Genomic DNA, 26,167 nt, shown 5'->3' on the forward strand with positions numbered 1-26,167 from the left:
AGATTTTATTGCTCTCATACTGTCAGAAACGCCTTGTTTGTAATAATACCAAGCAATCCTAAGATGCTTAGAACTGTTTTAGAAAGTGCTGTAATTTGTGCATTGTAATTCTTAATATTGACATAAAAAATGACTGTAATTTGATTAGCAAGCACAAGTAGTAATACGATTAATAGCACCCACAATTTTTTGTTGTTGCAGACGTGCTTTCCAGTTAGTTACCATACTAATCCTCCTTTTATAATAAAGGTCAAAATTGCTCCCTCTAGTCAACCAACAACTAATCAAAATTTCTAAGTTATGTAATTCTTGATTACTACAATTTCCTCGTGAATTTCCCTAATATTCGATTCAACAATAGCTAGACGCGTTTTCACTTCGTTTATATTGGTTTCTATTGTTTCAATTCGCTGTTCCATATCAACACTTACAAATAAAAATAGCACTGCTCTCAGTGTATTGCTGGATTTTTTTGCAAAAAAAAAAAAAAACACGCCCGAAGGAATGCTAATCTTTTTACCGAATTAACACGGCATATTCAACGCATGAATTAACACCGAACTTCTAACGAGCTTTCTATAGCATTCGGTGTAGTTACATATTGTATATCAGTTGCCATTAAGGCAAAGGGTGTGAGCCTTAACCTTCTTTTTTGGGCGAAAACCCCTTTCCTATAGTTTATTTTCCATTTTATTGACTTTTCTTACTGTTTACTTTCATAGTCTGCAAGTTAACTAGTTCAATTACTAAGTTAATGAATTCTGTTAGCAATGATAATGCAATTCTTTAAAATCACTTTTAAATTTATCCAAGCACATTTTGGACATGTAAATATTCAAGAAACTGTTAATACCTATATCTACTTAACCATGAAAGATACAGAAAAAGCAACTGCGCAGACAATGCGGGCATGGAGAACTTATTTAGCTTACTAAAACAGGAAATGTATCATAGGGAACAATTAATCTCTTATGAAGCATTACAAAAGAGAATAAAAGAGTATATCTATTATTATAATAATGTTCGTATTAAAAAAAAACTGGCGAGCATGAGTCCGGTAAATTACCGAAAACACGCCAGCCAATTAGCTGCATAATAAAAACTCTAACTTTAATTGATCACTACTTCCCTACTCTAGAGTTGCGCCCGATTATGAAATATAGTTATTAAATTCTTGCACCTATGCATTGATATGTTTTGTTTCATAGATTCCTATTATTCCCACTTTCCATTGGTCTAGAGTAACCAAAACATTCTCTAAATAACTTTCTACCAATATATTGATGAAAATTATTGTATTTATTTCTGTAATATTCATTCCAATAGCTAATCATTCTGCTATAACTTTTACAAAACAAATCCATATTTTCTAAGCAAAATCTCTTAATTTGTTCTGTATCTTGTTTTTTTAAGATATCATAAGTCATTTCTAGTATTTCTACGACATATTCATCACATATTTTTACGATATAAGGAATAGACCAATCTTCATAATCCATTAAAAGCAATGAATTCAGATGTTTTTGACGAACAAACCCATCACAACTTCTTGAATACAAGCAATGCAAAATCATTTTTTGTTGTACACTTAAATTATCTATAAATTTATCTGAGCTATCAATGTTATATATACGATAAGGAAATTTAATCACGGTTTCATCTTGAAGATATTCAATAGTCTCTTTAGATTCATCATGAGTGACATTATTATAAGTCTGCTTAGGAATCATTCCAATCACATTAGTCACATCATCCCTCAAGTATTTTGGAAATCCATCTTGAAACGTCCAATCACATCCCTATTTCATTAAAGGTAAATTCGTGTTACTCAACTGCTAATTAGCTGAAATTCACTTTTTCACAATCTCATATTTACCATAACATAAATATCCGTTTTCTTTAATGGTGTTACTCTATTAAATGGCCTTTAATGAAAACGAGCGCTAATCTTTATTACAGAATCGCGCCTAATTGTCATTTTCTAATTAAAATCCCAATAATTGAAGTATAGGAACGATAAAAATTACAGTTTCAAAACATCAATATACTGGTTTTTATCAGGTAACACATTCTGCATAATCTTGTACTATCGTAGCCCTGTTTAAATATTTACATATCAAAGCTGTATAAACAATATCAAAAGAAAGCCCAATAAATGTTGGTTTGACAGCATTTCTCAAATTCGGCCTCACTCCAAACTTTAATTTGTGAACGATTATAAATTTATTTTGTATACTTTATAACTACTTTTTTACTAAAGCCCCGTTACTTGAATAGAAATTTAATTTCTAAATAAAGCGATATTTACTTGAAAATTGCGTGATAACCAAAATACTCGTTAACCCAGCAATGAAATACCATATTGTATTAAAAGGAACTATATACATTAATACACCAAATAAAATTGCTGTTAAAAAGCTAACTGTAATTGATTGTACATTCGTAATTTTATCTTGAATTAAATTATATAAAGTGAATGGTAATGCAAAAGTAAATAATGGAATATAAATTGTTACAATAGATGTTTCAATGAGAGATATTGAAAGCACGGCTACTATGAAACCTATTGACGTAGTAAGTGTTCTCCCCACAAATACTTTCCCAGTAAAATAGCCGTATAGCAGAATAAACATAAGCGTTAAACTGGAACAAATCCCCGTTATTAAAACAAATGGATGACCTATGAATAAAGCTGCTATTGAGAAAAAACTAAAGAAACGAATGGCAGCAGCAATATTGAAGAATTTTGACCTTTTTCTATATTCATTACATTCGTAAAACTCACAAGAAGTAATAAAGTAAATGGAACCGTCAAATATCCCAATTCAAAGTGATTACCTAGACTAATATGACTAACTTCGAGGATTCCGATCATTATGATTACTAGTGACGCACTGATTTGACCAAGCAACCCCAAAGTGCTTGATAATTTAAAAGCTTGAGTAATCTTATTCGTAATTACAATTAAAACGACACCAATAAATAAAGCTGAATATAACAAATTTCCCCCTCCTAAAATAATTCTTTAGAAATAATCAGATTTAAACACTTTAATTCCAAATTATATATTATATATAAAAAAATAGAAAACTATAGTAATGCACTTAGTATTGTAAAGCTGTATGAATACAATAAGAACTTATTTTTTATTTTCAATTCTAAAAGTAGAGGTGCTATATTTAGTAAGATAGAAACAATCGTCATAAACCAAAATACTCTTTCAAAATTAGGTACTTCCCATAAAGCTGGCTAGTTTTCTACTTTTACCCACTTCGTTACAACACTGTATTCTGCATAGAGTGTCAATGCTGTAAACGATAACCCCATTGCCATCGCAAGTTTGTAATCTTTACCTGTTGTATGCATATAAAGATTTATAAAAGTTGTTACTATAGCTATAAGACCTAATATTAGCCACATAACGATGCCTCCATTATACTTCTGTTTATTAATACAGACATAAATTGTAATTATATGGTTCCATAAACATTCTTTAGGTACATCTCATTGAAAGTCTATTTATATGTTACAGCCATTCAGAACAAGTGAAGCGAACAGTCCTTCTTTAAAATAATTTCTCACAGTGTCTAGTACTGTTTTAAGTGTTACCAAGCTTACATTTGGGACCATTTATTTCATTGAGTCTGAATAGTTATGCGTCTGATTTTTGATTGTTATTTTTTTATTTATAAACCTTCATAATGAAAAAATAACTAAAACATCAGAGATATTCTAAAATAAAGAAAACCTGTTCTTAAAGGATAGGTTAATGCAAGTTCTTTTTAAAGTTCTAATAGCTCTTGTTTACTTATAGAATCGAAATCTTGAAAAGGTATAGGCATCGTTTGTCGAGCGAAAAAGCTTCCCATTTCATAGATTGTTTCAGATTTAGCTCCATCTTATGGAGTTCTTTCCCCACCGGCATCGTTTGTTAAATCCAAATGTTCACCGGCTCCTTGTCCACAATTAAATATGACTTACTAAAAAAATTATTCTTCAAAAAAATCTGTTAAAAAAAATGGTTCAATTCCAACTTCTCTAAATAAAAATTTTATTGGATGTCCACCATGAGCCAAATTGCTGTTAGGAATTAAAATCTTCTCCCGAAGTTTTTTAAAAATATCTGAATTGATTTCAGGAAACCATTCTTCATAGCTTATACCTTTATCTTTTTCAATTAAGATTAAATATACTACAATATATTCATACATATAAGGAAAGTCTTTTTCAATATGTTGATAACAATCTAATAGTGAAGATAAATAAGACTCTAAATTGTAAAAATCAGTATCTATTCTATTATCATATTTTAAGCGCTCCTTCTGTGGTTTAAAAGCAAAAGACGATTTACTATACCAGTTACCTAACATAGATGTAAAAAGTAATATCGCATATTTTCGAGTCTCTTTATCATCAACATTAAAATATTTATAATATTCATCAAAACTACGATTTATGGCGATGTCAAAATATCCAATAGCTATTCCTGATAGTGCTTCTTTAACTTTTCGAACAATTATTTTTTCTGTCATCGTTCAGTCTCCCTCTTTTGAATATTAAATTATACTGTACCATAAAAGTAATTAAGATATTAATAGACAAGGAAACACACTTATTATAAGAAAGTTTTGTACGCTTTTCTGTGAGCATGTTGACATGCCCCATCACCTGTTACAATCCTCACAGCATAATTAGCTGTTGCTGAACCACAACAGTTTGGATTTGCAGCAATATTTGATCCTGGTACAAAAGCAATCACCCCTGTTGAAATAGGGGTCAGTAAAACCACAACTTCTACTAATTACGACTTCGGGAGTAATAGTATCAGGTATTGTGACAGGATATTTAACATAGGTGCATGCCTACTATTTGCTATAACCTTTAACTCTAAAAAACATGGTCCGAACATATTTTGGAGCATGGGTCGGTCGTCGGTCTGTCTTTGCCTAATATAATACCAAGTGAAGAAACATTTACCTGTCCGACCTCCCCTTTAGTTTACATTGCAACCTACCTAAAATGATACGTTTGGCACATTTGTAACATTTCATAAATTCAACTGCATCGGACCTCCTAGTTTAGGGCTGTTTTCTCAAAGAATGTTACTTCTAGTTTGACTATCTCTTTCAACTAAAGCGCCCTAGAGTTTAAATAGATTTCTTCACAAACTTGTATTTTTAAAATTAATTATTACTGTTCACACGCTTCTTTATTTTTCTTATGTCAATGATAAACCATTTTAAGATTGCAATTATTAGTACTAAAAGTGGTGTTGCCTGGGCTATGAGAAACCCTATCCAAAAATCGTTCATAGTACTGGTCGGAGAATCTGTTCCCATTCCACCTACCCAAAAGGACATTGGGATTGAGATTATATTGAATCCCAGACTAAACATAACAAATGATAATTTTTTACTTTTAATCTTCGGTAATCCAGTCGACCAAAATGAAAATCCTGCAACTAACAAAATCAAAATAAGACAAGTACCCCAAAACATCCAATAAATCAAAGCCTCTACCTCCTAACTAAACGATAGCACATCCCACTTTCCTGTAAAGATTAAGATGCACCTACCGTCTACTACTTTACCACAAAAACCCATATTGTAATTTAACTATACTGCTATATTAATTTTAAATCCATTTGACACCTCAAAATTTTCACAGTTTTCTAAACGATACATAATTTTACTAAATAAATCTTCCAAAAATGTAAGTCTTATATCTTTAAGCGTAAAAAAGAAGCGACCCAAAGGTCACTTCATCATCAAATCAATAACTCGCTCTCGTTGTACGCTTGTATGGCTCATATTAAGCTTTGCATTAATCCAACGGAAAGGCATGCCCTCAAGCAACCAGAAAAGTACTTCTTGTTCAATGTCGCCAGTTACCTTGTCCGATAAATTTTGAACCAATAGTAGTTCATTTTTGATTTTGTTAATACGGACCTCTCTTGATGCTCTGATTTGAACATGTGCATAAACAGGATCACGTGTCTTCCCAATTGCTTTTGGCATAGTTGCCTCAATACTATACTTTCTTGTAGATGCAGTTGCCTTTAATGATTCAAGCTCGTCCTTCATTCTCATATATCTACGCATATTGACGTGATAATTTTTAATTGCCTTGTCTAGCTGGTAGCGATTTAGTTGTGTTCGTTCTTTTAACATAGTTCCGCCCTACTATGTGTTATCATGCTGATACGAATATGAAATAAGAGGGCGAGTGATTGCGGAGAAGTAGCTTCAATTAAGGCTGCAAAGCCTCAAAAGTTCAAATAGTTTCGTACTGAAGCTGTAGCGTGTGACAACGCTGCGGCTTTTTCACTTTCAAAGGTATATCCTATTCGAAACTTTTTCCATTTCCATTTGTAAATTAATTTCAACAGTTTTCCTTTATCATTAAGTTAGGAGGTTTCCAATGAATACTTTTGTTTTTGGAGCTCTTGCATTAGCGGCAGCTGCGTTTGCTTTTGCTGCATCAGCTGATGCTAGGATTAAAAAGTTAGAAAAACGTATAGAAGAGCTTGAAAATAACAAGTAATTTCTTTAATACATAATAGATTTATAGAGCGAGTTTTTGTCGCTCTATTTTCATTTAATACTCATATTGTGCAGTAAATGTATAATTCTATATTTTAGTATATTAACCAATTATGTTATCCTTATATAGGTAATTAACTATATATCAGGAGTTGATATGCAATGAAAACAATTTCTACACTTGGATGGATCATATTTATTTTTGGCATTAGTTTGCTTATAAGTGGAGTGGGAAGATTATCTGGTTTCTTTGATTATGATTCAGTTATTCCAAATAAATCTGTTGCACTAATATACATTTCGATGGGCTTTTTTGTAATGTTCATTTCTTACTTTGTTAAACCCAAAAAAGAAAAAGGTTAATAGTTTTACCAATAAATATCTTTCAGGCATGTTCCTCATTTTTCGCAGTAATCAAACCGAACCATATTTTCAAATATTACTTAATAATGTTATCATCTTGTAAGTTATTAACCTAAATATCAGGAGTTGTTATGAAATGAAAACACATTCTAAAATTGGACATATCATATTTGTTTTAGGCATCTTATCGCTTTCAATCGGATTAGCGAGATTAACTGGTGCCCTAGAATACAATAGATTTATTTCAAATAAATCTATAGCACTACTATTCATTGCTATAGGGGGTTCTGTTATGTTCATTTCATTCTTTGTAAAACCTCTAAAAGATAAATAACTTTACTGAACAATTTCTTTCAATTACTCACCTAGCCCACCTACGCTAATCTGCTCAAGCTCTTTCTCAATGCCTTAGTTCTCTATAATCCTTGCATCCTTTGCATTTGAAAAATAATGTGGTTCTGCTGATTGATTAGCCTAATAATAAGATACCTTATCTCAATCTCAGAAACTATGCCCCTGTCGTTAATACAATCACCGCATAAAAAATTATATGTTTAAAATCCAACATCATATTCAAATTTAGGTTGCCACTTAGCTCTACTTAGAGACTTCGCAAAACCATATATAGTATTTAAAAAGTTTGCTCTTTGCTGCGGATTTTTCCCTGTTCGCATTATTATCGTTTCTTTTAGCGGATGATTACTTTCGATAAGATACTCATTACGCTTGTACAATCGTTGTAAAAGTTGGTCTTCAGGTAGTCTAGCAAACTTCCCATTAGCTTCGCCTCTATTGCAATCCTGACAGCTTAGAACTAGATTCCAAACACCATTTAGATCTAAATCATGGGTACTGTTGAACTGTGTTGAGAGTGGCACGAAATGGTCTATGTCACAAGTATTCAATTGGTTACTTTCAATTGAAATCGGTCTATAGCAATAGAAGCATTTTCCCTTTTGATACCCGTTTAACGGCTTTCTAGCAGAAGTTAGATTGATTCTTTCATGAGACGACATGAACTGCTGTGGTGTCATAGGCTTTATAAAGAAAAACTGCTCAAGGTCTGTATCAAACTGAACTTCTAGTTTTGGATTTCGTTCAGTCCATGCGTTTTCAACTAAATTCCATCTACCTTCAATTTCACTGAATATATTTTCTTTTTGGGAGCTTTCATTCAACAAATAGATGCTATCGGTCAACGTAATTCCTAAAGTCTTTCCTTGGATGGACTTCTCATAAAATCTTTTATCAAGCTCACCATTAGGAATATTATGAAAGGCATCTATTACATTGTTAAACCCTACTTTTTCAGTAACTTCAAGTAACTGTTCCCACGTAATTTGGTTTTGATAAAACAAATCCAAAGCACTAATAAACTTAGATGACTGACTTGTTATTTGTCTTTTCCCATTTCTAATATGCTCTAACATATACTTTGCAAATATAGGGGATAATTCTTCTAAGCTCACAAAACTTTTGTTACTCTCGCCTAATTCAAGTAATGTTTTAGCGAAAGCAAATTTATAAGTTGCAACATTCCTACCAAACAAGTAAATCGAGCGAAAATTCGATTCTAAGGTATTATCATTTTCTAAGTAATTATTCATCTAAACACTCCATTGAAGATAGGTTACTTATCCTCTACATCAATTAAATAAATTGCCTTTTCAAATCCACCACGTTTGGCTTTCTTCTGCGCACGAATCGCTTCTAGTTCTTCATAACTTACACCTAAAGCATTTATAGCTGTATGTACTAGCTCTAAAATATCTGCTAATTCTTCAACACTCTCCTGAACGTTTGCTGCCCCATGAAACTCTTTGGCTTCTTCAATCATTTTTGCTTTTACTTCTATTAGAAGCTCCTGCGGTTCTAAAACTCTTGCATTATACTTTAATCCATCTGATTCAATAATCTCTAAAATCTTATCTCTTACCAACTTATTGTAAACAGGCATTGTCATTCTCCTTTATTGTGGAATATTTACTTACTCTCATTCTACTATATTACAAATTAATTCGTAGCTCTTTTCAAAAGCTACCACTAAAAAAGCACTTACTTGAACCTGGAACTGACCCCAATAGGTATAGACAAATAAAAAAAGCATCTTCGATTGAAATTCGGGTATAGGTACTTAAATTTCAATTTGGAGGTGTTTTTTCTATGGGAACAAGAGTGAGTTATCCATATGAAGTAAAAATGAAAGCGATTAAGATGCGATTAGCGGGTGTACCTGTCAAACAGATTCTATTGGAATTAAATATACGCCATAAAACACAGGTCGAAACATGGGTGCGTTGGTATAGAAATGGTGAAGTCAATCGTTTGAAACAACCTGTAGGCAAACAATATATCTTTAATAAGGGTCCTGAACCGGACAATGAACAAACGAAATTAGCATTGGAAAACCGTTATTTAAAGCAACAAATTGAGGTGCTAAAAAAGTACGCAGAGTTGGAGAGGAAGTGGTTGGAGAAGTAGCTGTACAGTTAGTTGCGTCACTAAGAAGCATAATGTCTGTAAAGGACATTTGTAAACACTTTGGGATTGCACGATCTACCTACTATCGTTGGAAACAGGCATCAACCGATGCAAGGTCTCGTCAAGCAATAGAGAGACGTATCGGTGAACTCTGTCGTGCAAATAAATTTCGCTATGGCTACAGAAAAATTACAGCACTTTTACGTCAAGAAATGTGCGTCAATCATAAAGTGGTTCAACGTATCATGCAAAAATATGGTTGGCAATGTCGCGTGAAAGTGAAAAAACGGAAACGAACAGGACAACCTTATGCAATCGCAGCAAATTTATTAAATCGCGATTTTGAAGCCACCGCACCGTTACAGAAGCTCGTAACTGATATTACTTACTTGCCATTTGGTCAAAAACAGTTGTATCTTTCAAGTATTCAAGATTTATATAATGGTGAAATGATTGCCTATTCGATTGGAGACTGCCAAGATACTGATTTTGTGCTGGATACATTAGCTCAACTTCATCATTTGCCCGAAGGGTGTACGTTGCACAGTGACCAAGGGGCGGTATACACATCGTATGATTATCAACATACCGTAAAGCAAAAGGCATTACCATGAGCATGTCCCGTAAAGGTACGCCCGCTGATAATGCCCCAATCGAATCGTTTCATTCAGTGTTAAAGTCTGAAACATTCTACTTAGACAATTTGAACAGTACTACGACGGCCATCGTAGAACAAACTGTCAAAGACTATATAAACTATTATAACAATAACCGAATTCAAACGAAACTAAACAACCAGTCGCCGGTTCAATACCGACAACTGGTTGGGTAATGCTTTTTTGTTTAGTGTCTTATATATCGGGGTCAGTCCCATGGACAACCTTAAGAAGTCTTAAAAAATTGTCCATGCAGGCGATGCTTACTTTTGTTGCCATGAGCTTGAAAAAAGCTTGCTACTTGGACATTGCAAGCTGCTTAAGGAGAATAGATATGCTCAAAGAGTATGGTCAACTCGGCAGTGAAATCTAATTATTTACTATAAAAAATGACAAACCAAACCTAGTTTGTCATTTTTTTGTTTAAAAAAGATATAATCTACTTTAATAAATTTCTTTCACTGTGAATTACAATATGAAATGTGGCTGAAGACACTATATTATTCATTCTTCCAGACGTCCATTCATCCACTGTAAGTTTTAGAATATCAATAAATGTTCCAAACTCATTTTTTTCATCAGCCAATATATGGTCAAAATCTTTAATAAACAAAATATAGTGATGACAGTCTAACCAATCTAAATCATTTAGACACTCATCAAATGCATCCCAATTTCCCCCAAAATAATCTGGAAATTTTAGCTTTAAAGCGAATTCATTAAATAAGCCTTCTAAGTTAAAACAACATGTTCCTTCAAGCATTGTATAAAAAGTTTTTTCTTGTTTATTACATGTTTGATCTAGTAAGTTATATATTTCATTAAATTTATCTATATCATTAATCCGATGTATAAACGGAATTGTTACAGCATTTAAAGCCCCCTCTTGCAACGAAGAACTTAACTCAATATTTAAAATAATTACCTGTTGATCTTGTTCTGAAATTTTCCTCTCTCCTTAAAAATTAATAGTAAACAGTTAGCATCCTTATTTTTAGTTTAAGAAGTTATGCTTTGCAAAATATCATTTTCATTTTAATACAAAATTATCAGTTAGAAAGATACTTAAATTAACTATTATTTTGTAACCATGTATCAAAAGCATTTTCTACGGCTGTTTTGAAGTCATCATCTTCTTTTATCGTTATATCAAAAAGGAATATTCCATAGTTTTTTAAACTACCGCTTTTACCACTAAATCCTTCGAGATTACCATCTTGATAATAAATTTCCCAATATCCCTGCTCTAGATTAACTGCAATAGATTCATGAACTATTTCATATTCTTCTGTATCAGAAATATCTCTATATCTTGTAAGATGGTAGTGTGGATACATAATATTAGTAATGTCAGAAAGAAAAATGCTATATAATTCATTTATCTCATTTTCCAGTATGGAGAAGTTTTCTTTAGTAGTAAAAAAATTGAAAAAGAACACTTCTCTATCATTTTGTTCGAGATAGTCAAATATTTTTTGCTTCTTAAGAAAATCTTTAATATAAGTTTTCAAAGCACTGTAGTTATTTTCTTTTTTATCTAGAATTACGCAAAATTCTAATTCTATGCCCATATTATTATCCTTCTTTCTATTATTTCCACGGCAGTTTCGGGTAATTATTACCGAATTTCACATTAAATAATGGGTAATGTTTATCTAAATCAGGAGGAATATGATAATGTACATTCCCTACGTATCCCTGCCCCTTAAATCTTAAGTCATCTATCCTCAAATCAACACGTAAAAGTTGCTTTTTCTTATAGGAAAGTTTAAACAATGTATAATTGTATTTATTGTCTTTACTTCTTTTCGGGCCAGTAAATGTAAGATTCTTTCCATATTTTAAAACAGCATTAGTAATAATGGGTGTTAATTTCTTTATTGCCTGTTTTATAACATTTTTGGCAACCCAACTAGTAAGTACTACTAATCCGGTTTCAAGTGCACTCACTAACAATGGTAATAGGAAAGCTATATCCCCATCAGGATCCACATTCATCATTGGATTATTATTTGCATAACTATAACCATTCATTAATGAAGGATTCTCACTATCTCCACCTACAGGATCTAATGAAAGGAAGCTACCTGTATCTGGATTATAATAACGAGCCATCAAGTAATAATGTTTTGTATCCTCATCATAACGATAACCTGCATAGCGATAAGGATTAATAGAGTCCATATCATCTGTACCACTTTGCGTTAAAATGTTACCCCATGCGTCATAGGTATATGAAGCTACAAGCTTTCCACTTTCATCGGTCATTCCTAATACATCACCACGATAATTTGTTAGGTAATGATAAGGTACACCTTTGTAAATCATCATGAGAGGGAATCCATTATCATCGTAGACATAACTTTTTACAGCGAAAGTACTACTATCCTTTTCATAAAGAACGCGGTTGCTATCTCCATCATAAGTGTAGTAGATAGGACCATTACTATCTTTACTTTAGATTCTTCTACCTTTTTCATCATAGCTATATTCGGCAATAATAGTGCCAGAATTACTCTTTACTTTCGTTAGCTGATCAAATGCATTCCATTCATACGTATACGTTCCATCATTTGTTAAATTTCCATCTGCATCGTAAAAGTATTCCTGATTATTTACAAACGATAATTGATTCGCTTGATTATATTTATAAGTAGTAGATTCAGTTTTCCCTGAATTTATCACACTTTTGGTAAGACGATTACCTACCTCGTCATACGTATAGTTCATTTGAGGACCATCAATATATGCTTCTTGTATTAATTGATTCAAAGCATCATAGCTGTAATTTACTTTATCAGTGTTATTTTGGATAATGTTTTTAATATTGTTATTCGCATCGTACTGATAAGTGAACTTATTCCATTCTGATGAACTATCAAGCAATATTGTTTCTTCTTGTAAACGGCCTGATTGATAAACTTTCGATAATTTGCTACCGTTGGTGAAATTAGTATCTTTTAATTGTCCGGTCACATTGTCATAAGTAAAGGACGCGAGTGGATTTCCGTTTAACTTTATTACCTTTGTATTATAAGCATTGTCAGGTTCATATGATAGAGTATTATATTGTTTAAATCCTGGGAAAGACAGTACTGATAAATATTCATCACCTAAATATTCATAGTTAATATCACCATCAATATCCCCTTTATCAATCGATTTTAATAATCCATTATCATAGTAGCTAATCCGCTTTAGAGTTGATTCATTTTCTCCATAAATTAGCTGATCGTCCCCATCTTTTGTAAAACGCCATACTACTTTTCCATTAACAACTACTGTTGAACTAGGCGCTTCTTGATTAATTTTATACTCAATACGATCACCCTTAGGTGTATTAAGTAATGTTAACTCCCCATTCTCATCATATTGATAAGAAGTTATATCACCTTTAGGATTTATTTCTTTTTCTAGTTGATTTTTCTCATTATATTTAAATTCAGTGGTAAAACCTTTTGCATTAATTATTTTATTTAAATTTCCATTCCCATCATATTCGTAGGCAGTTTTCTTCTGATTAGCGTCGATGACGGTCTCTAGTTCATTTTTTAAATTATATTGATACTTTGTTTCATTTTGCTTTCCGTCTTTAGATGATAAAACATTACCAGACAAATCCTGCACAGTAGTTGTCGTGTTATTAAACGCATCAGTATGGGTAATGACTTTTTGGGAATCATTGTAATTTGTTGTATAAGATTCTTTAATACCATCAGATGTTTCCATCCATTCTAAATCACCGTATTTGTCATATCCATAAGTGGTCGTAGCTAGACTGGTTGATGAAGGTATTTCGGATTTTATCAAATTACCGTTATCATACCATAATCTACTTACTTTACCTTTTGAATCTGTAAACGTGTCAACATCTTGGAATGTAGTATACGAATACGATTGTATATTATTTTCCGCATCCTTTGTTTTTAATAGATTGCCGTTACCGTCATACTCGTTGGTTTGCAAAACCTTCGATACACCATCTATAGTTTCTATTTCTTGTAGAAGATTATAGTTTTCATCAAGTTTGTACGTTCTCTCCTCCCCAGCAGGAGAAATGATTTTTTCAATAACATAATTATTGTTAACAAAATATTTTGTAACACTTCGTTCAGGGTCCGTAATTGTTGCAACGCCTGTTGCTCGATCCAATGAGTATTCTGTTTTAGGTTGATTTACAGTATCTTTAGATGGTTCGTACACATATTTTAAATCTGCACCATTATATTCAAATTTTGTTCGTTTATCATTCGCATCTACAATTGTCGTTAGAAACTTATTCGTGTACATAAATTGTGTTGTAGTTATTGTTACTTTGTTATCCTTGCGGTCTTTCAACACATCTACATATTGTAAATAGCCATCTGTAGTATATCGATACGTAATTTGTTGATCACCATAAGTCATTGTGCTAATTAAGCCATCTTTATCATAACCAAACTGAAGTTTTTTATTTAAAACTTCCTTACCTAAATCCGTTGCAATCTCTGTCAATTTATTACTAGTATCATAAGAATAATTAATTTTATTATTATTACGATCTATTTGAGTTGTAATATAAGCAACCTTTACATCTGTATCATTTGTAGACTCACGAACTTTAAAAATTGTTTGGTTGCCATATAAATCGTAAAGAGTAAATGTATCTTCTGTATTTTTCTTTATTTTGTCGTAATTACCGTATTCACCTTTATACTGGTTTGTTAGTGTATCATAAGTAAAAACATGAATTGTACCATCGGCATCCTTATACTGTAGTTGATTACCTTGACTTCCTGTATTAATGAAAATCTTCTCATCACCAGTAAAGCTCCAGCCATAACCAAAAGCTGATTTTTCATAGTCCTTATTATTGTAAGTTCTAGTAAAAGTTAAGCTAGCATCAGCACGACCTAAAATAAACATATCTTCATATTGTAAAATATTATTATTTGTTGTGAGGTTTACATAATTTGTACCATTCACCAATGGTGAATCATAATCCCAATAATCCTCTAATCCTAGTCTTGCAGTTGTTTTATACGTGACAACTAGTTGTGGTTTGTATTGATTTAAAGTAGATTGTTCACTACTAGCAAACTTTTTATAAATTTGTGTAGCTTCATTATCACCCTTTAATAGAAAACCATAGTTAGTAGATGGGTTATTAATCCATCCTTGTACAACATTAAGTGGAACCTTCCAGTTAACCATTGCGTCTGCTATATTTGTTGGCGGTGTTCCGATATTTTTTACCGAACCAATAGTATTTGTTGAGAAATCCCCACCTGCAGTTTTCCATGTTGTATAAGGAATAGTTTTGGCATAGGTCCAAGAAGCTTGATTTTCCTCCCACGGGCTAGTTACATTGTGCAAATTAATGGAAATAGGAGAATTATTATTTGTCGATGAAAACCATAAATTTAAATCAGCAGATACGATTGTTGTACTCGAAGGTACAACACTTAAATCAAATTTTAATAAGCTCCTAACCGTATTACCACCTACCGCAGTCCCTACGCCGAGTTCAAAGTCATTTCCCCCAGTTTGTGTAGGTGCAGCGCTACGTATTGTCGTATCTTCCATGTTTGCTGAAGTTTGTAGGCGAACAATTGTTGGATCAATCGTAATTGGGTATACACGATCCTCACTATTTAACCAGGTAACATCTGGTGCTAAGTAAACAAATAAATCTTGACCAATTACTTCATAACTTAATTTTAATAAATATGATTTTGCTTCTTCAGGAACTGATTGTATTTCATCAACACTTTGGTATCCTTCAGGTTTATAGCTATCATACATGTACGGTGCTTCAATTAAATATAAAGGAGCATTGGTAGTGGCATCCTTTAAATAGATGGTTTGGTTAACTTGTTCGACTGTTAATCCTGTCACATTTACTTTATAAGTAAGTTTTTGTGGAAAACCACCTGTAGGCTTTTCACGATAAACAATATCTTCTTTTACTCGATCAGAACCTACTGTGTAAATAACATCAGCATCCTCTAAAATGTTCGGGTATTTTATTGTATTATTTTGCACAAGACCTTCAGTATTTTGAACTGGTTCGGTTTTATTTGATTTCTTATGGTGGGCTGAAACTAGACCAAAATCGATTTTACTCGTTTCATCAGTAATTGTGATGTTTTGTTGTGAAGAACTAGTAGCTTTTTCAATCTCTATAGAGAAGTCGTTCGCCTTATTCTTCACTGTTTGCCCATTCTGCGTTTCAATTAGGCAGAACCGATAATCCTAATACAGTGGAAAGAAACGAAGAAGAAAAAGGATTTTTATAAGCCATTGAAAATTTAGAATTAAAAAGATGGATTTTAGATTTACCTAAATCTCCCGAGGAAGATTTAGAAAAACTACGATTAATGTGGAAAATTATCAAAGACGAAAAATAGAAATTAACTATAAATAAATATGTTAAACAAAATTCCCTATCTTCTCATATCAATAATCGATTTTTGATAATGAATAATGAAGCTAGGAATTTTTTTAAACCAGAATCGAACATCAGTTCTTAATTCAATTTTTTGAAAAGTTTGTATATTCCGTTGTCAAAAATACATTATTAGTGTTATTATATTAGCGAATTTTACAATAAATTGAATATTTTATGAAAAAAAGAAGAAGTTTTTAGGGAGATAGTTATATCGTTTTCAAAATGTAAGAAGGGAGTTTTTATCAATGAAAAATTTTATTCAACAAATTTATACTAATTTAAACTTAGAGAATGAGGAAAATATTTTTAATAAAATTGATAATATCTCGAATCATTTTAATTTAAAAACATATTATATTCCATTTTCTTCTGAAATAAATAACTTAGATGGTAATTGGAGAATTTTCTTAAATGAGAACCACGGCAAACTCCGAATTTGGGAGGATTTCGGGGTATTATTAGGTATTTACTTTCAATCAATTGAAAAGTTAGACAAAATTAAATTAGAAACTCCTGTAGAAGTAATAAGAGAAATTAGTCCATTTGCATATAATTTTTGCATTCCGGACTTTATGTTAAAGAAATTAACATTTTCCGCTGATGAACAACAGACAATTAAACTAATTGCTAGAACATTTACAGTGGGTGAACGTTTTGCTGATCTCTGTATCGCTGTGATTTAAGGCATCTTCAAAATAGAAGCAGGACTCAAACAAAAAAAGAATGAGCTAATTAAAATATATCAAGTGGAAAGATGAAAAAACCATTAAGATTTATGAGCATTACTTTGAAGAAGAAAGCCATTAAAGATGATAGTACGTTGGAGAATATGGCTGAAAGGGAAATGGAGTAATTGGAACAAAAGAAAAACAAACGAAAAATAAATCTAAATAAACAGATGTAGGATATAATTTTACTGAGATTAGATGGTTGGAAGTAATTACACTGACTATATTAATAAATAAGCCTTAATCTCCATTTTATGAGCAATTATTGGGTAAAGTAGATGAGCGATTACTTCATTTGCAAGATGCAAGAGGAATATTTTACTTAGATAAAATTCATTAACAGAATTTTAATTACTATATTCGTAATTTAGCAGAAGACCATGGAATAAGCACTTGTTTCTTAGTTTTTAAGTTTTTCTGATAAAAATGTAGATGTTGGAACGCTAAGTTACAAATCAACCAAGATTAAATGATATATTTAAAAGTTTTTATTTTTATTTACTAAACATAACAGAATTTAATGTAGAAACACATATAAATATTTAAAAGGCTCTATCTATCAAAGTCACTCGGATAATATGAGAGATAAACTTTTAAGATGGTGTAATGCTTTTTATCAAATACTGAAATGGATTACATCAAAATAAACAATGAGCAAAAATCTTATTTTAAACAATATCTACTTCTTCATCCAAGTTACGATTCAAAAGATTTTTCATTTAAACAATCAGCAATAAAACAAGCACAAGATACTCGTAAGAACGAAACGGATTCAATTTTACCTTTATTACCTCAAATTCAAACAGAAGCTCATTTTCGTTGGATCAGCTAAATCGAATTCGACAAGCATTTTAAAGGCATGTAAACAAGCTAAATCAACTAATTGTGAAATACCTTTAACTTTTCATTATCATGAACCTGAACTGGTAGGAGACGTTTTTATTTTTCGCTTGTGGGAGGTTGCATTTTTGGATGGTTAGCTTGATATAATACAATTGCACTTTCATCGTGGTTTACGACTACCTCCATGCCTTCCCTAACTATGAATAGCTTCCGCTGTTTCCCGTTGAAAAACCGCAACCTCCAGCAAAAGGTCTAAAAACAACCCTCTACCTGTTCTCTTCATAAAAAACATCCTCCTATTACGACAAAAAAGCGTATGTAGACATATCGATTAACTATGCAAAACTATTAAAGTTGTTCTGCTAAATTAGTCGTTTATAGCCTTCAAAAGCCGGTTTAATCTATATTCTTATATTTATTCTAGTAAATTTCTTTAAATGATGTACACATGCTGTCATAGGCATAAAAAAAGCCCATGAACTATTTAATGGTAGCACTAAAAAATGCTGTTTAAAAAGTCCATAGACTTGAGTAGTTAAAGTACCGTACAACAATATTGTTTTATCAGCAAACGCTGTTAATAAATATGTCTACATAAAAAGAAAAATAACAAGTTATAGTTTCATACTATCATAAAATTAAAATACCGTATATATGAAATTGATAATACGCGCTTTTAAAGAGATACATGATCACTTATATTATTTATATAAATGAGTAATATTCCCTCCATTTTTATAGTTTGTATTGACAAAGCTGTTTTATTTTCCATTAAAAAACAGAATATCCATTGTGGACTACCCCAATTGTAATAGTTCAGCAGATGCTCTGTTTTTTTCAAAAACGCGCGGTTATTATTTTATCTAAATATCGTATGCAAACGTAGCAATTATTTACAGGATAAAACCACACTCTCATTATAATTCCTATTAACCTATTGAGCAGAATTATGAATCATTTTCGATTTAAGGAAAGAGAAACCTTGCATTATTTTATTTGCAATCCATAAAAATACCATAACAAAAAAAGCTTCTATAGCATAGACAACAAATGGTGAAACTGTAGATAGTGGGTCGGGATTAGCTGGTCTTAACAGTCCTGGTTCCGATGAAGATATTATACTATATATTAGTACACGCCTAGAGATTATAAGAGATAAAAATATCATTATAAAAAAGAACAAAAATTTCATAAATACTTTCATTAGCTTCATTTTTTCTCCTCCCTTTAAATTATTTATCTTATTATACAACAAGTGAAACTAGTAAATGATACCTAAATTAGAAATATAAAACAGTTGTTAGTAAATTTAGATGATTACTGTATCAATTGTTTACAAACTAATTACTCTCTTTGTAGAACTCTATTACTGATTTAACTGAAGTAGGAAAAGGTTTTAATCCTAAATCAAAAGCTTTTAAATCTAAAAGTAATTGTTCTTCCCTATTATTAAGAATTATTAAAAAATTTCTTTCTGTGGATGTGCGCAACTCTTTCAATATTGGAGAATCAAAATATATATATGTAGGTTTGTTTTTTTCCACTTTAACTTTCTCCATTAAAATAGAAGAATCCCCCTTTTCGTCTAATAGAACTATATCAACTTCAGTACTATAGGGAACAGGATCAAGTTTCATTCCTTCTATAGGAGTTTTAGTAACCAATGTTCCGTTGTTCACCATAAGTTCAACATCTTGTTTATTTTTTTCTATCCATGTAGGTTTGAGGTTTAAATTTAAATTTTCATAGTTTTGCGGTGCCAATTCAAAAGCTTGATTATCTAAATTATTCTTATCTATTTTAGTTTCACTATCCATAACAAAATTACGATGAATGGATGATGTATGACCACTATACATGCCTCTAAATCCTGTGTGTTCTAGTGGGAAAAATAATAATTCATTCATTCCTTCTTTGTCCCATTCAATCTTAACGGATATTTCTACTGAGGACTCGGGTTGTAAATCATATAATATGGAATTAGACCATTCACTAGAGCTATTAACTTTCACTCTCGCTACTTTATTACCTTGCATAAAAAAACTCTGAACTTTCATGTTTTCTTTTAATTTATTTTCAAATACAATTGTACCTATTATATGGCGTTGATTCTTATTTAGTTTTATATAAGAAAATTGAGTATCCTTAACTTTTATATATTCTAAGTATTCTTCATTTGGAAGAAATCCTGTTACACGTGTTAAAGATGAAGGAATATCCGAAGCGGAATCTAAAAATTGATATTCATTTGAAATTTTCACATCAGGAGAATCACTAGAAGCCTCTTCATAAACTTTTGTCTCTATTTTATTTGAGTTTTCTATTGTCGAATACACTATTATACCTAATAAAAGTATTAAAATTGGTATAGAAAAAGATAAATATTTTTTTTTCATTTTATTTACTCCTTGATAAAGAAAAAGATTTAATCAATGAAGTGATTAAATCTTTTTTAGAAAATAATCGGTATTAAATTATTTTAATTTTAATATTCTCCATTAGCAGAAGTATATCCTGAGAATGTTATATTTGAAGCCGCTCTGTTTATCGAATGGTATGTTAAACCAGTCCAATTATTACTACCTGCCGGATCAGTGCTCGAAATTGTAGAAGTAACTGTTGTTTTGGTTGTATTTAATACAGTAGAAGAGTCAGAATTCCCTTGAAGAGAACTCAATCCATTCATAGAGATTGATGTTTGTACAGTTATGACATCAGCCAAGCCCCCGCCTTTTGTATACCCCGTGCTCGTAACTTTTCCATTACTTTTTGAAAGACTTGTATTTCCATCAGTATATTTCCAAATATCGCTATATAAAGAGTACTCTTCACCAAGAATAATATGACTTGGATAATTTTCTGTTTCCAATGACTCCCAAGCCTTTTCCCAATCAACTTCATTATCTACTTCACTTGCTTTAACTGTAGCATTACCTCCCGCTGATAAAACAAAACCTGCAATCAAGAATGGAGCTAACATTTTTTTCATTTTCATACTAATTACTCCTTTTTTATAACTCTATTCTATATTTTCCGACAATTTATTCATAGTGTCTTTGTTACTAAAATTTGTATTAATTACTAAAATTTATTATCACCCATTTGATATAGTGTAAATGATTTAATAATAAACTAAAAAGACATTTTAACATCTCGAATGTTACCTTCTCTTGTATATTAATAAAATATTTACTATTTTTCGTTTAGTATTGTTCTTCTAAATCAGAATGTTACTGAGTCTCTGCGCAATTATGACCTTAACGCCTTTGAATAATGTCCGAAAATAAGCTCTCTTAATACCAAGCAACCCTTAGCCTTTTTAAAAAAGCATCACAAAGAAATCAAATTATTCCGCCATAGGCTCGATATGAGTACTTATAAAGAAATCGGAAAAATTCAAGCTAAATAAGCTGAAAATATTGGCTGATTTTATGGGAATAGTTTAAAATAATGTCATTAATTAAGTCAACTATTTTTATGCATATAGATTTAGAGTTTTTTGAATTGCACTTTAAAATGGAAAACAGGCTCTTTTCCCTATCCACTTTACAATTTGATTCGGATCATTATGATACTTCGATTGAATTGAAACTCAAAAATACAAAAACCTAAAATTTTTTTACCTTAAAACAGAACATACCTTCCCTTAAAGGTGGTGATGAAATAATTTCAGCTTTACATCATTTATAAGAGAGGAGAATAATTATGGCAAGTTATAAAGTATTAAAACCTACGAAAAACGGAAAACCACGTATCAAAATCACAGTTGAACTCGGATATGATGAAGAAAAAGGTAAACGTATAAGAAAATACAAAAATGTTACACTTAATAGTCTATCAGAACGATCTATCAAAAAAGCTATTACCGAATTCGAAATCGAAGTAGCTAATATGGAGATTGAAAAAGAGATAGAAAATATTAATTTTGATCAATTTGTAAGACGGTGGATGGATGTTTATGTACGTGTAGATTTAACGGTTAAATCTCGGAATAGTTATGAATCGTGTTTACAAGGAGGCATTCTTAAATATTTTAAGAATATGAAACTGTCAAAAATAAAAACTTTTCATATTGTAAATTATTTCAAAGAAGAAAAAGAACAAGGTAAGCGTAATTTAAACGGAAAATACATGGTATTGAAAAGTATTTTTTCCAAAGCTATTGATTGGGGAGTCATTCAGGAAAATCCAATGAAAGGAGTAAAACGTCCATACGTTGAAAAAAGACATCGTGAAATACAATTTTATAATGCAAATCAGTTAAAACAACTACTCTCCATTCTCGATCAAGTATATCCAAAACACAAACTACAAATCAAACTTGCGGTTTTCGGGGGATTACGAATAACTGAAATAGCAGGTATACGATTAGAATGCTTAGATTACACGAATAATTCAATATTAATCGATAAAACACTTCAATATGATAAAGAAACTAAACATTTTTTTCTTGGTAACACCAAAACCAAGAGAGCAAGAATCGTATTTATCCCTAAATCTCTGATGAAAGAAATAAAAGAATACGAAAAGGATTTAAAAAAATTAAAATTAAAATCAGGTAAATTGTGGACACCCATGCTCGATAAAGATAACAGTCCAATAAACCTATTATTTGTGAAAAGTAATGGGTTTCCTTCACACCCTGATAGTATGTCTAATAGATGGAAAGAAATTGTGAAACGATTTAACTTACCGCTTCTCACTTTTCATGGATTACGTCACACTTACGCTTCGTATATGATTAGTAAGAATGTTAATTTCAAAATCATTCAAGAACAACTGGGGCATACGGATATAAAACAAACCCTCAATACCTACAGTCATTTAACAGAACAGGAAAAAATAAAAGCAAGTGACCTGTTTGACGAAATCCTGTAAATGGTCGCCTTTTCGTCGCCTCTGGTCACTTGCTCACTATTCATAAAAAATGAAAGCCTTTAAAACCTTGCTATATCAACTATTCTTGAATAGCAGCCTCTAACGCAACAACGATCATGTCGTTGAATGTAGTTTGGCGCTCTTCTGATGTTGTGACTTCACCAGTAATAATGTGGTCACTTACTGTTAAAATAGAAAGTGCTTGGCGGCCAAATTTCGCTGCTAATGTGTAAAGTGCTGCTGATTCCATTTCTACAGCTAGTACACCGTATTTAGCTAGCTTTTCATTTTGGTGCTCGTCTGAGTAAAATAGATCTGCTGTGAAAATATTACCTACTTGCAGACTTAAGCCTGCATCTTTACCTGCATTGTATGCTTTTAATAATAAGTCAAAATTAGCGATTGGTGCAAAGTCAATGTTGTTGCCCCAAATAATTTGATTCATACGTGAATCCGTTGTTGCTCCTTGTGCTAAAATAACATCACGAACTTTAACATCTTTTTGAATTGCACCACAAGTACCTACACGAATTAACTTTTGTACATCATATTCTTGCATTAATTCTGTTACATAAATGGAAATGGAAGGCACGCCCATACCAGTACCTTGTACAGAAATACGTTTACCTTTATACGTACCAGTATAACCAAACATATTGCGGACTTCGTTATAGCATGTAACATCTTCTAAAAACGTTTCAGCAATGTATTTTGCACGTAGTGGGTCTCCCGGAAGTAAAATAGTGTCAGCGATTTCGCCTTTTTTTGCATTAATATGAATACTCATACTGCAATCCCTCTTTTCTGTCAGTTATCACTATAAATAATACTTTGTTTCACGTATTTACGCAATGCTAGACGTCTAGCAACTATAAAAGTACGAATAATGAAAGTATTGCGAATCATTATCGTCCTTGTTCACTGTATAAATCCCATAACTCATCAAACACTTCAGTTGTTAAATTTTCTGTTGCAAACGTTTCGATATATGTAGATAACTCATCAAAATCCATGCTTTGTTTAGGAAAGTTATGTTCATGAAAAACTTCTTCAGCAAATCGAACTTTTGCATCTGACCACTCTCCCCCTCTGAATGTTAATACATATAAATAAAAGCTCTTTTTCATTATTGAAAAATGCCTCCCCTTTTCATTTTTACTTTCCGCTAGTTTATCAAAAAAAATACATTTCGTCATAAAATGTATCATTTTTTTCTTTAAGTATTTTTTACTAGTAAAGAAAAACCGAATAGCCTTTTCACCTTATAGACTTTTGTCATGCAAAAATATTACGCCTTTTTATCTGAAAAATGAAAATTTTGTGAAATTAGGATAGAATTTTTTAGTATAATACGATAGAATTGAAGTCAATAAATGCAAAAATTAGGAAGGTGATGGCGATGAAAAACAAGAGTCAGGCTAGTAAACCTATGAGAAACCGCCCGTCTCTCTTAGATTCTAACTTTTTTAGAAAAAAGAAAGTTATAGATTCTAAAGCTAGTAGGCACAATCTCCCTCCTACTACAGAAAAACGACAACGTTTTTATCATTTAATTCGAGGAAAAGTACTTATCATTTTTACTTTGCTTATTTTCATTAATGCAACAATGGGTATATTATCTTATATCAATATTACAAATCTTCAACAACAAATGGAGGATTTTACTGAGAAGAATGTACAAGAACAGCTTACAGTAAATCAGCTTGCCTATGAAATTGCTAGATTAACCAACCTCGAACAAGCTTACCTAATTACCGGTAATGGTAGTTATTCCACTTCTTACAAAATGAAAATTGATTCTATTAATAAAAAAATAGCTGCCTTACAAGAAAAATTTGCAGACCGCGAAGTGGAACTTGGGCATATACAAGCAATTAGCCAGTATTATAAAAACTACCTTGAATACTCAAAAAAGGTCATGACAATGCGAGATGATCTTGGTCTTGAACAAGCAAGGAAGCTCATGATTGAAGGCACTGGCGAAACAATGAAATTACATATTGATAATAATATTGACGCCATCAATATAGTAATGGATGAATCGAACAAAACAAAACTTAATAAATTGAACAAACAGGTAACTGTATCCAATACTTATTTCTTTATTTTTTCGATTATCAGTCTTATTGCCATTATCATTTTTGGTTATATGTTATTTAATTCATTAAAAAATAATACGCGTGCGATTAACCATTCCATTTTAGATATTGCTCAAGCGGGTGGTGATTTAACAAGGCGTGTCCGTGTACGTAACCATGATGAATTTTCAACAATTGCTAACTCGACGAATACACTTATTTTGTCTATTTCAAACCTTATTAAACGCGTCAGTGAACTTGCAGATCATGTATCTAATAGTAGCCGAGAGCTCATGACGCTAGCTGATGAAAATGCACGCACAATTCAAAATATTGCAGATGCAAGTGCAGATATCGCAAGTGATAGTGAGAATACAATCAATAGCATGAATAGTGCTCAACAAAAAATGAGTGATTTAGACCATTCTATGCATCAGTTGAATGAACAAGCTAATGCTGTACAACGAGCTTCAATCGCCATGCAACAAGCAGCAGATGAAGGAAGTCGTTCTGTCCTACAATCTACCTTAGTCATGCAGTCAATTGAAGAAACAATTGCTTCTACCTCTACAACCGTTGAGGCACTTGGCCGCAAATCTGCCGATATAACCTCTATAATCAGTACGATTACTGCAATCTCTGAGCAAACAAATTTACTTGCATTAAATGCGGCGATTGAAGCAGCCCGTGCTGGAGAGCATGGTCGTGGCTTTGCTGTTGTAGCAGATGAAGTACGCAAGCTTGCTGAGCAATCACAAACTGCGGCTAAAGAAGTCACTGTTATTGTAAATTCCATACAAGAGGAAGTGGCATCAATTATTACACAAAATCAAGAAGGTGTTACAACGGTTATTCGAGGCGTTGAGGTGACAAATGAAACTAACCAGTCATTGTCCAATATTTTAACGCAAACGAAAGAAACGACTGCGATTATTACTACAATGGTTGATAAAATAGCCCATACGCTTGATTATAGTAATGCTGTAGCAAGTGATTTTGTGCATATAAATGCCTATGCTGAACAAACAGCTTCCAATACGGTGATGTCTGCTGCTGCTGCTACCCAAGGTTCTGCGTCCATGCAAGAAATTAATGCAGCGGCAACTGAACTGGCGCATCAAGCAGATAGTTTACGTAGTGTTGTAGGTACGTTTAAAATTTAAAACAA

At 31.9% G+C, this 26,167-nt stretch carries 23 protein-coding genes and 3 pseudogenes; 8 read left to right on the plus strand and 18 right to left on the minus strand.

Features of this window, described 5'->3' with window-relative positions; genetic code table 11:
- Positions 1-14 precede the first annotated feature (14 nt).
- Positions 15-179: a hypothetical protein gene (locus tag LO754_RS12010; RefSeq protein ID WP_435892029.1), complete on the minus strand. Its 165-nt coding sequence runs from the start codon at positions 177-179 to the stop codon at positions 15-17.
- 731 nt (positions 180-910) lie between these two features.
- On the opposite strand from LO754_RS12010, the gene LO754_RS12015 reads away from it, so the two are divergent.
- Positions 911-1,096, plus strand: a complete 186-nt coding sequence (locus LO754_RS12015) for an IS3 family transposase (RefSeq protein ID WP_435892030.1) — start codon at positions 911-913, stop codon at positions 1,094-1,096.
- Positions 1,097-1,202: 106 nt separating this feature from the next.
- Here LO754_RS12015 and LO754_RS12020 read toward each other — a convergent pair whose 3' ends face one another.
- From LO754_RS12020 to LO754_RS12050, 7 genes and pseudogenes are all read right to left on the minus strand, one after another.
- Positions 1,203-1,748: a hypothetical protein gene (locus LO754_RS12020; protein ID WP_231784404.1), complete on the minus strand. Its 546-nt coding sequence runs from the start codon at positions 1,746-1,748 to the stop codon at positions 1,203-1,205.
- A gap of 540 nt (positions 1,749-2,288) precedes the next feature.
- Positions 2,289-2,549 (minus strand): hypothetical protein, encoded by a 261-nt coding sequence (locus tag LO754_RS12025; RefSeq protein WP_231784405.1) that lies wholly within the window; start codon positions 2,547-2,549, stop codon positions 2,289-2,291.
- A 146-nt stretch (positions 2,550-2,695) separates the two neighbouring features.
- Positions 2,696-3,001: an MraY family glycosyltransferase gene (locus LO754_RS12030; protein WP_231784406.1), complete on the minus strand. Its 306-nt coding sequence runs from the start codon at positions 2,999-3,001 to the stop codon at positions 2,696-2,698.
- Between the two features lie 89 nt (positions 3,002-3,090).
- Positions 3,091-3,420: pseudogene (locus LO754_RS12035) on the minus strand (hypothetical protein).
- Between the two features lie 569 nt (positions 3,421-3,989).
- Positions 3,990-4,532, minus strand: a complete 543-nt coding sequence (locus tag LO754_RS12040; RefSeq protein ID WP_231784407.1) for a hypothetical protein — start codon at positions 4,530-4,532, stop codon at positions 3,990-3,992.
- Between the two features lie 651 nt (positions 4,533-5,183).
- A complete protein-coding gene (locus LO754_RS12045; RefSeq protein ID WP_435892031.1) occupies positions 5,184-5,510 on the minus strand; it encodes a hypothetical protein in 327 nt (108 codons plus the stop codon).
- 246 nt (positions 5,511-5,756) lie between these two features.
- Entirely contained in the window at positions 5,757-6,170 is a 414-nt protein-coding gene (locus LO754_RS12050; RefSeq protein ID WP_231784408.1) for a hypothetical protein, read from the minus strand.
- Positions 6,171-6,420: 250 nt separating this feature from the next.
- On the opposite strand from LO754_RS12050, the gene LO754_RS23460 reads away from it, so the two are divergent.
- The 3 genes from LO754_RS23460 (at position 6,421) to LO754_RS12060 (ending at position 7,239) form a co-directional block, all read left to right on the plus strand.
- Entirely contained in the window at positions 6,421-6,543 is a 123-nt protein-coding gene (locus LO754_RS23460) for a hypothetical protein (RefSeq protein WP_255702564.1), read from the plus strand.
- 161 nt (positions 6,544-6,704) lie between these two features.
- Positions 6,705-6,905 carry a hypothetical protein gene (locus tag LO754_RS12055; RefSeq protein WP_231784409.1) on the plus strand — a complete coding sequence of 67 codons (201 nt, stop codon included), beginning with the start codon at positions 6,705-6,707 and terminating at the stop codon, positions 6,903-6,905.
- 136 nt (positions 6,906-7,041) lie between these two features.
- Positions 7,042-7,239, plus strand: coding sequence for a hypothetical protein (locus tag LO754_RS12060; protein WP_231784410.1), 198 nt, complete (start codon positions 7,042-7,044; stop codon positions 7,237-7,239).
- 220 nt (positions 7,240-7,459) lie between these two features.
- Here LO754_RS12060 and LO754_RS12065 read toward each other — a convergent pair whose 3' ends face one another.
- Together LO754_RS12065 and LO754_RS12070 are read right to left on the minus strand one after the other, a co-directional pair.
- A complete protein-coding gene (locus LO754_RS12065; protein ID WP_231784411.1) occupies positions 7,460-8,512 on the minus strand; it encodes an HNH endonuclease domain-containing protein in 1,053 nt (350 codons plus the stop codon).
- 23 nt (positions 8,513-8,535) lie between these two features.
- Complete coding sequence (locus LO754_RS12070) at positions 8,536-8,862, minus strand: nucleoside triphosphate pyrophosphohydrolase (protein WP_231784412.1); 327 nt, start codon at positions 8,860-8,862, stop codon at positions 8,536-8,538.
- A gap of 206 nt (positions 8,863-9,068) precedes the next feature.
- Here LO754_RS12070 and LO754_RS12075 point away from each other — a divergent pair.
- Positions 9,069-10,218, plus strand: a pseudogene (locus LO754_RS12075) (IS3 family transposase).
- 263 nt (positions 10,219-10,481) lie between these two features.
- On the opposite strand, the gene LO754_RS12080 reads toward LO754_RS12075, so the two are convergent.
- The 3 genes and pseudogenes from LO754_RS12080 to LO754_RS12095 form a co-directional block, all read right to left on the minus strand.
- A complete protein-coding gene (locus LO754_RS12080; RefSeq protein ID WP_231784413.1) occupies positions 10,482-10,934 on the minus strand; it encodes a barstar family protein in 453 nt (150 codons plus the stop codon).
- Positions 10,935-11,112: 178 nt separating this feature from the next.
- Positions 11,113-11,613, minus strand: coding sequence for a hypothetical protein (locus LO754_RS12085; RefSeq protein ID WP_069512448.1), 501 nt, complete (start codon positions 11,611-11,613; stop codon positions 11,113-11,115).
- 19 nt (positions 11,614-11,632) lie between these two features.
- Positions 11,633-15,826 (minus strand): annotated as a pseudogene (locus tag LO754_RS12095) (DNRLRE domain-containing protein).
- An 891-nt stretch (positions 15,827-16,717) separates the two neighbouring features.
- Between LO754_RS12095 and LO754_RS12100 the strand changes: the two are divergent.
- A complete protein-coding gene (locus tag LO754_RS12100) occupies positions 16,718-17,155 on the plus strand; it encodes a hypothetical protein (protein WP_231784416.1) in 438 nt (145 codons plus the stop codon).
- A gap of 1,822 nt (positions 17,156-18,977) precedes the next feature.
- On the opposite strand, the gene LO754_RS12105 is transcribed toward LO754_RS12100, so the two are convergent.
- From LO754_RS12105 to LO754_RS12115, 3 genes are all read right to left on the minus strand, one after another.
- Positions 18,978-19,256 carry a hypothetical protein gene (locus tag LO754_RS12105; protein WP_231784417.1) on the minus strand — a complete coding sequence of 93 codons (279 nt, stop codon included), beginning with the start codon at positions 19,254-19,256 and terminating at the stop codon, positions 18,978-18,980.
- Between the two features lie 127 nt (positions 19,257-19,383).
- Entirely contained in the window at positions 19,384-20,439 is a 1,056-nt protein-coding gene (locus LO754_RS12110) for a hypothetical protein (protein ID WP_231784418.1), read from the minus strand.
- Positions 20,440-20,528: 89 nt separating this feature from the next.
- On the minus strand, positions 20,529-21,038 hold the full coding sequence (locus LO754_RS12115; RefSeq protein ID WP_231784419.1) for a hypothetical protein: 510 nt from the start codon (positions 21,036-21,038) through the stop codon (positions 20,529-20,531).
- Positions 21,039-21,748: 710 nt separating this feature from the next.
- Here LO754_RS12115 and LO754_RS12120 point away from each other — a divergent pair.
- Positions 21,749-22,921: a site-specific integrase gene (locus tag LO754_RS12120; RefSeq protein WP_231784420.1), complete on the plus strand. Its 1,173-nt coding sequence runs from the start codon at positions 21,749-21,751 to the stop codon at positions 22,919-22,921.
- Positions 22,922-23,000: 79 nt separating this feature from the next.
- Here the strand turns inward: LO754_RS12120 and deoD are convergent, their stop codons facing one another.
- Positions 23,001-23,708, minus strand: a complete 708-nt coding sequence (gene deoD / locus LO754_RS12125) for a purine-nucleoside phosphorylase (RefSeq protein WP_024364125.1) — start codon at positions 23,706-23,708, stop codon at positions 23,001-23,003.
- Positions 23,709-23,826: 118 nt separating this feature from the next.
- Positions 23,827-24,048: a YozE family protein gene (locus tag LO754_RS12130; RefSeq protein WP_024364124.1), complete on the minus strand. Its 222-nt coding sequence runs from the start codon at positions 24,046-24,048 to the stop codon at positions 23,827-23,829.
- 266 nt (positions 24,049-24,314) lie between these two features.
- On the opposite strand from LO754_RS12130, the gene LO754_RS12135 reads away from it, so the two are divergent.
- A complete protein-coding gene (locus tag LO754_RS12135) occupies positions 24,315-26,162 on the plus strand; it encodes a methyl-accepting chemotaxis protein (protein WP_370510645.1) in 1,848 nt (615 codons plus the stop codon).
- Positions 26,163-26,167: the final 5 nt, after the last annotated feature.

This window comes from Lysinibacillus sp. GJ-1, from assembly GCF_021166035.1.
Lineage (GTDB): Bacteria > Bacillota > Bacilli > Bacillales_A > Planococcaceae > Lysinibacillus > Lysinibacillus sphaericus.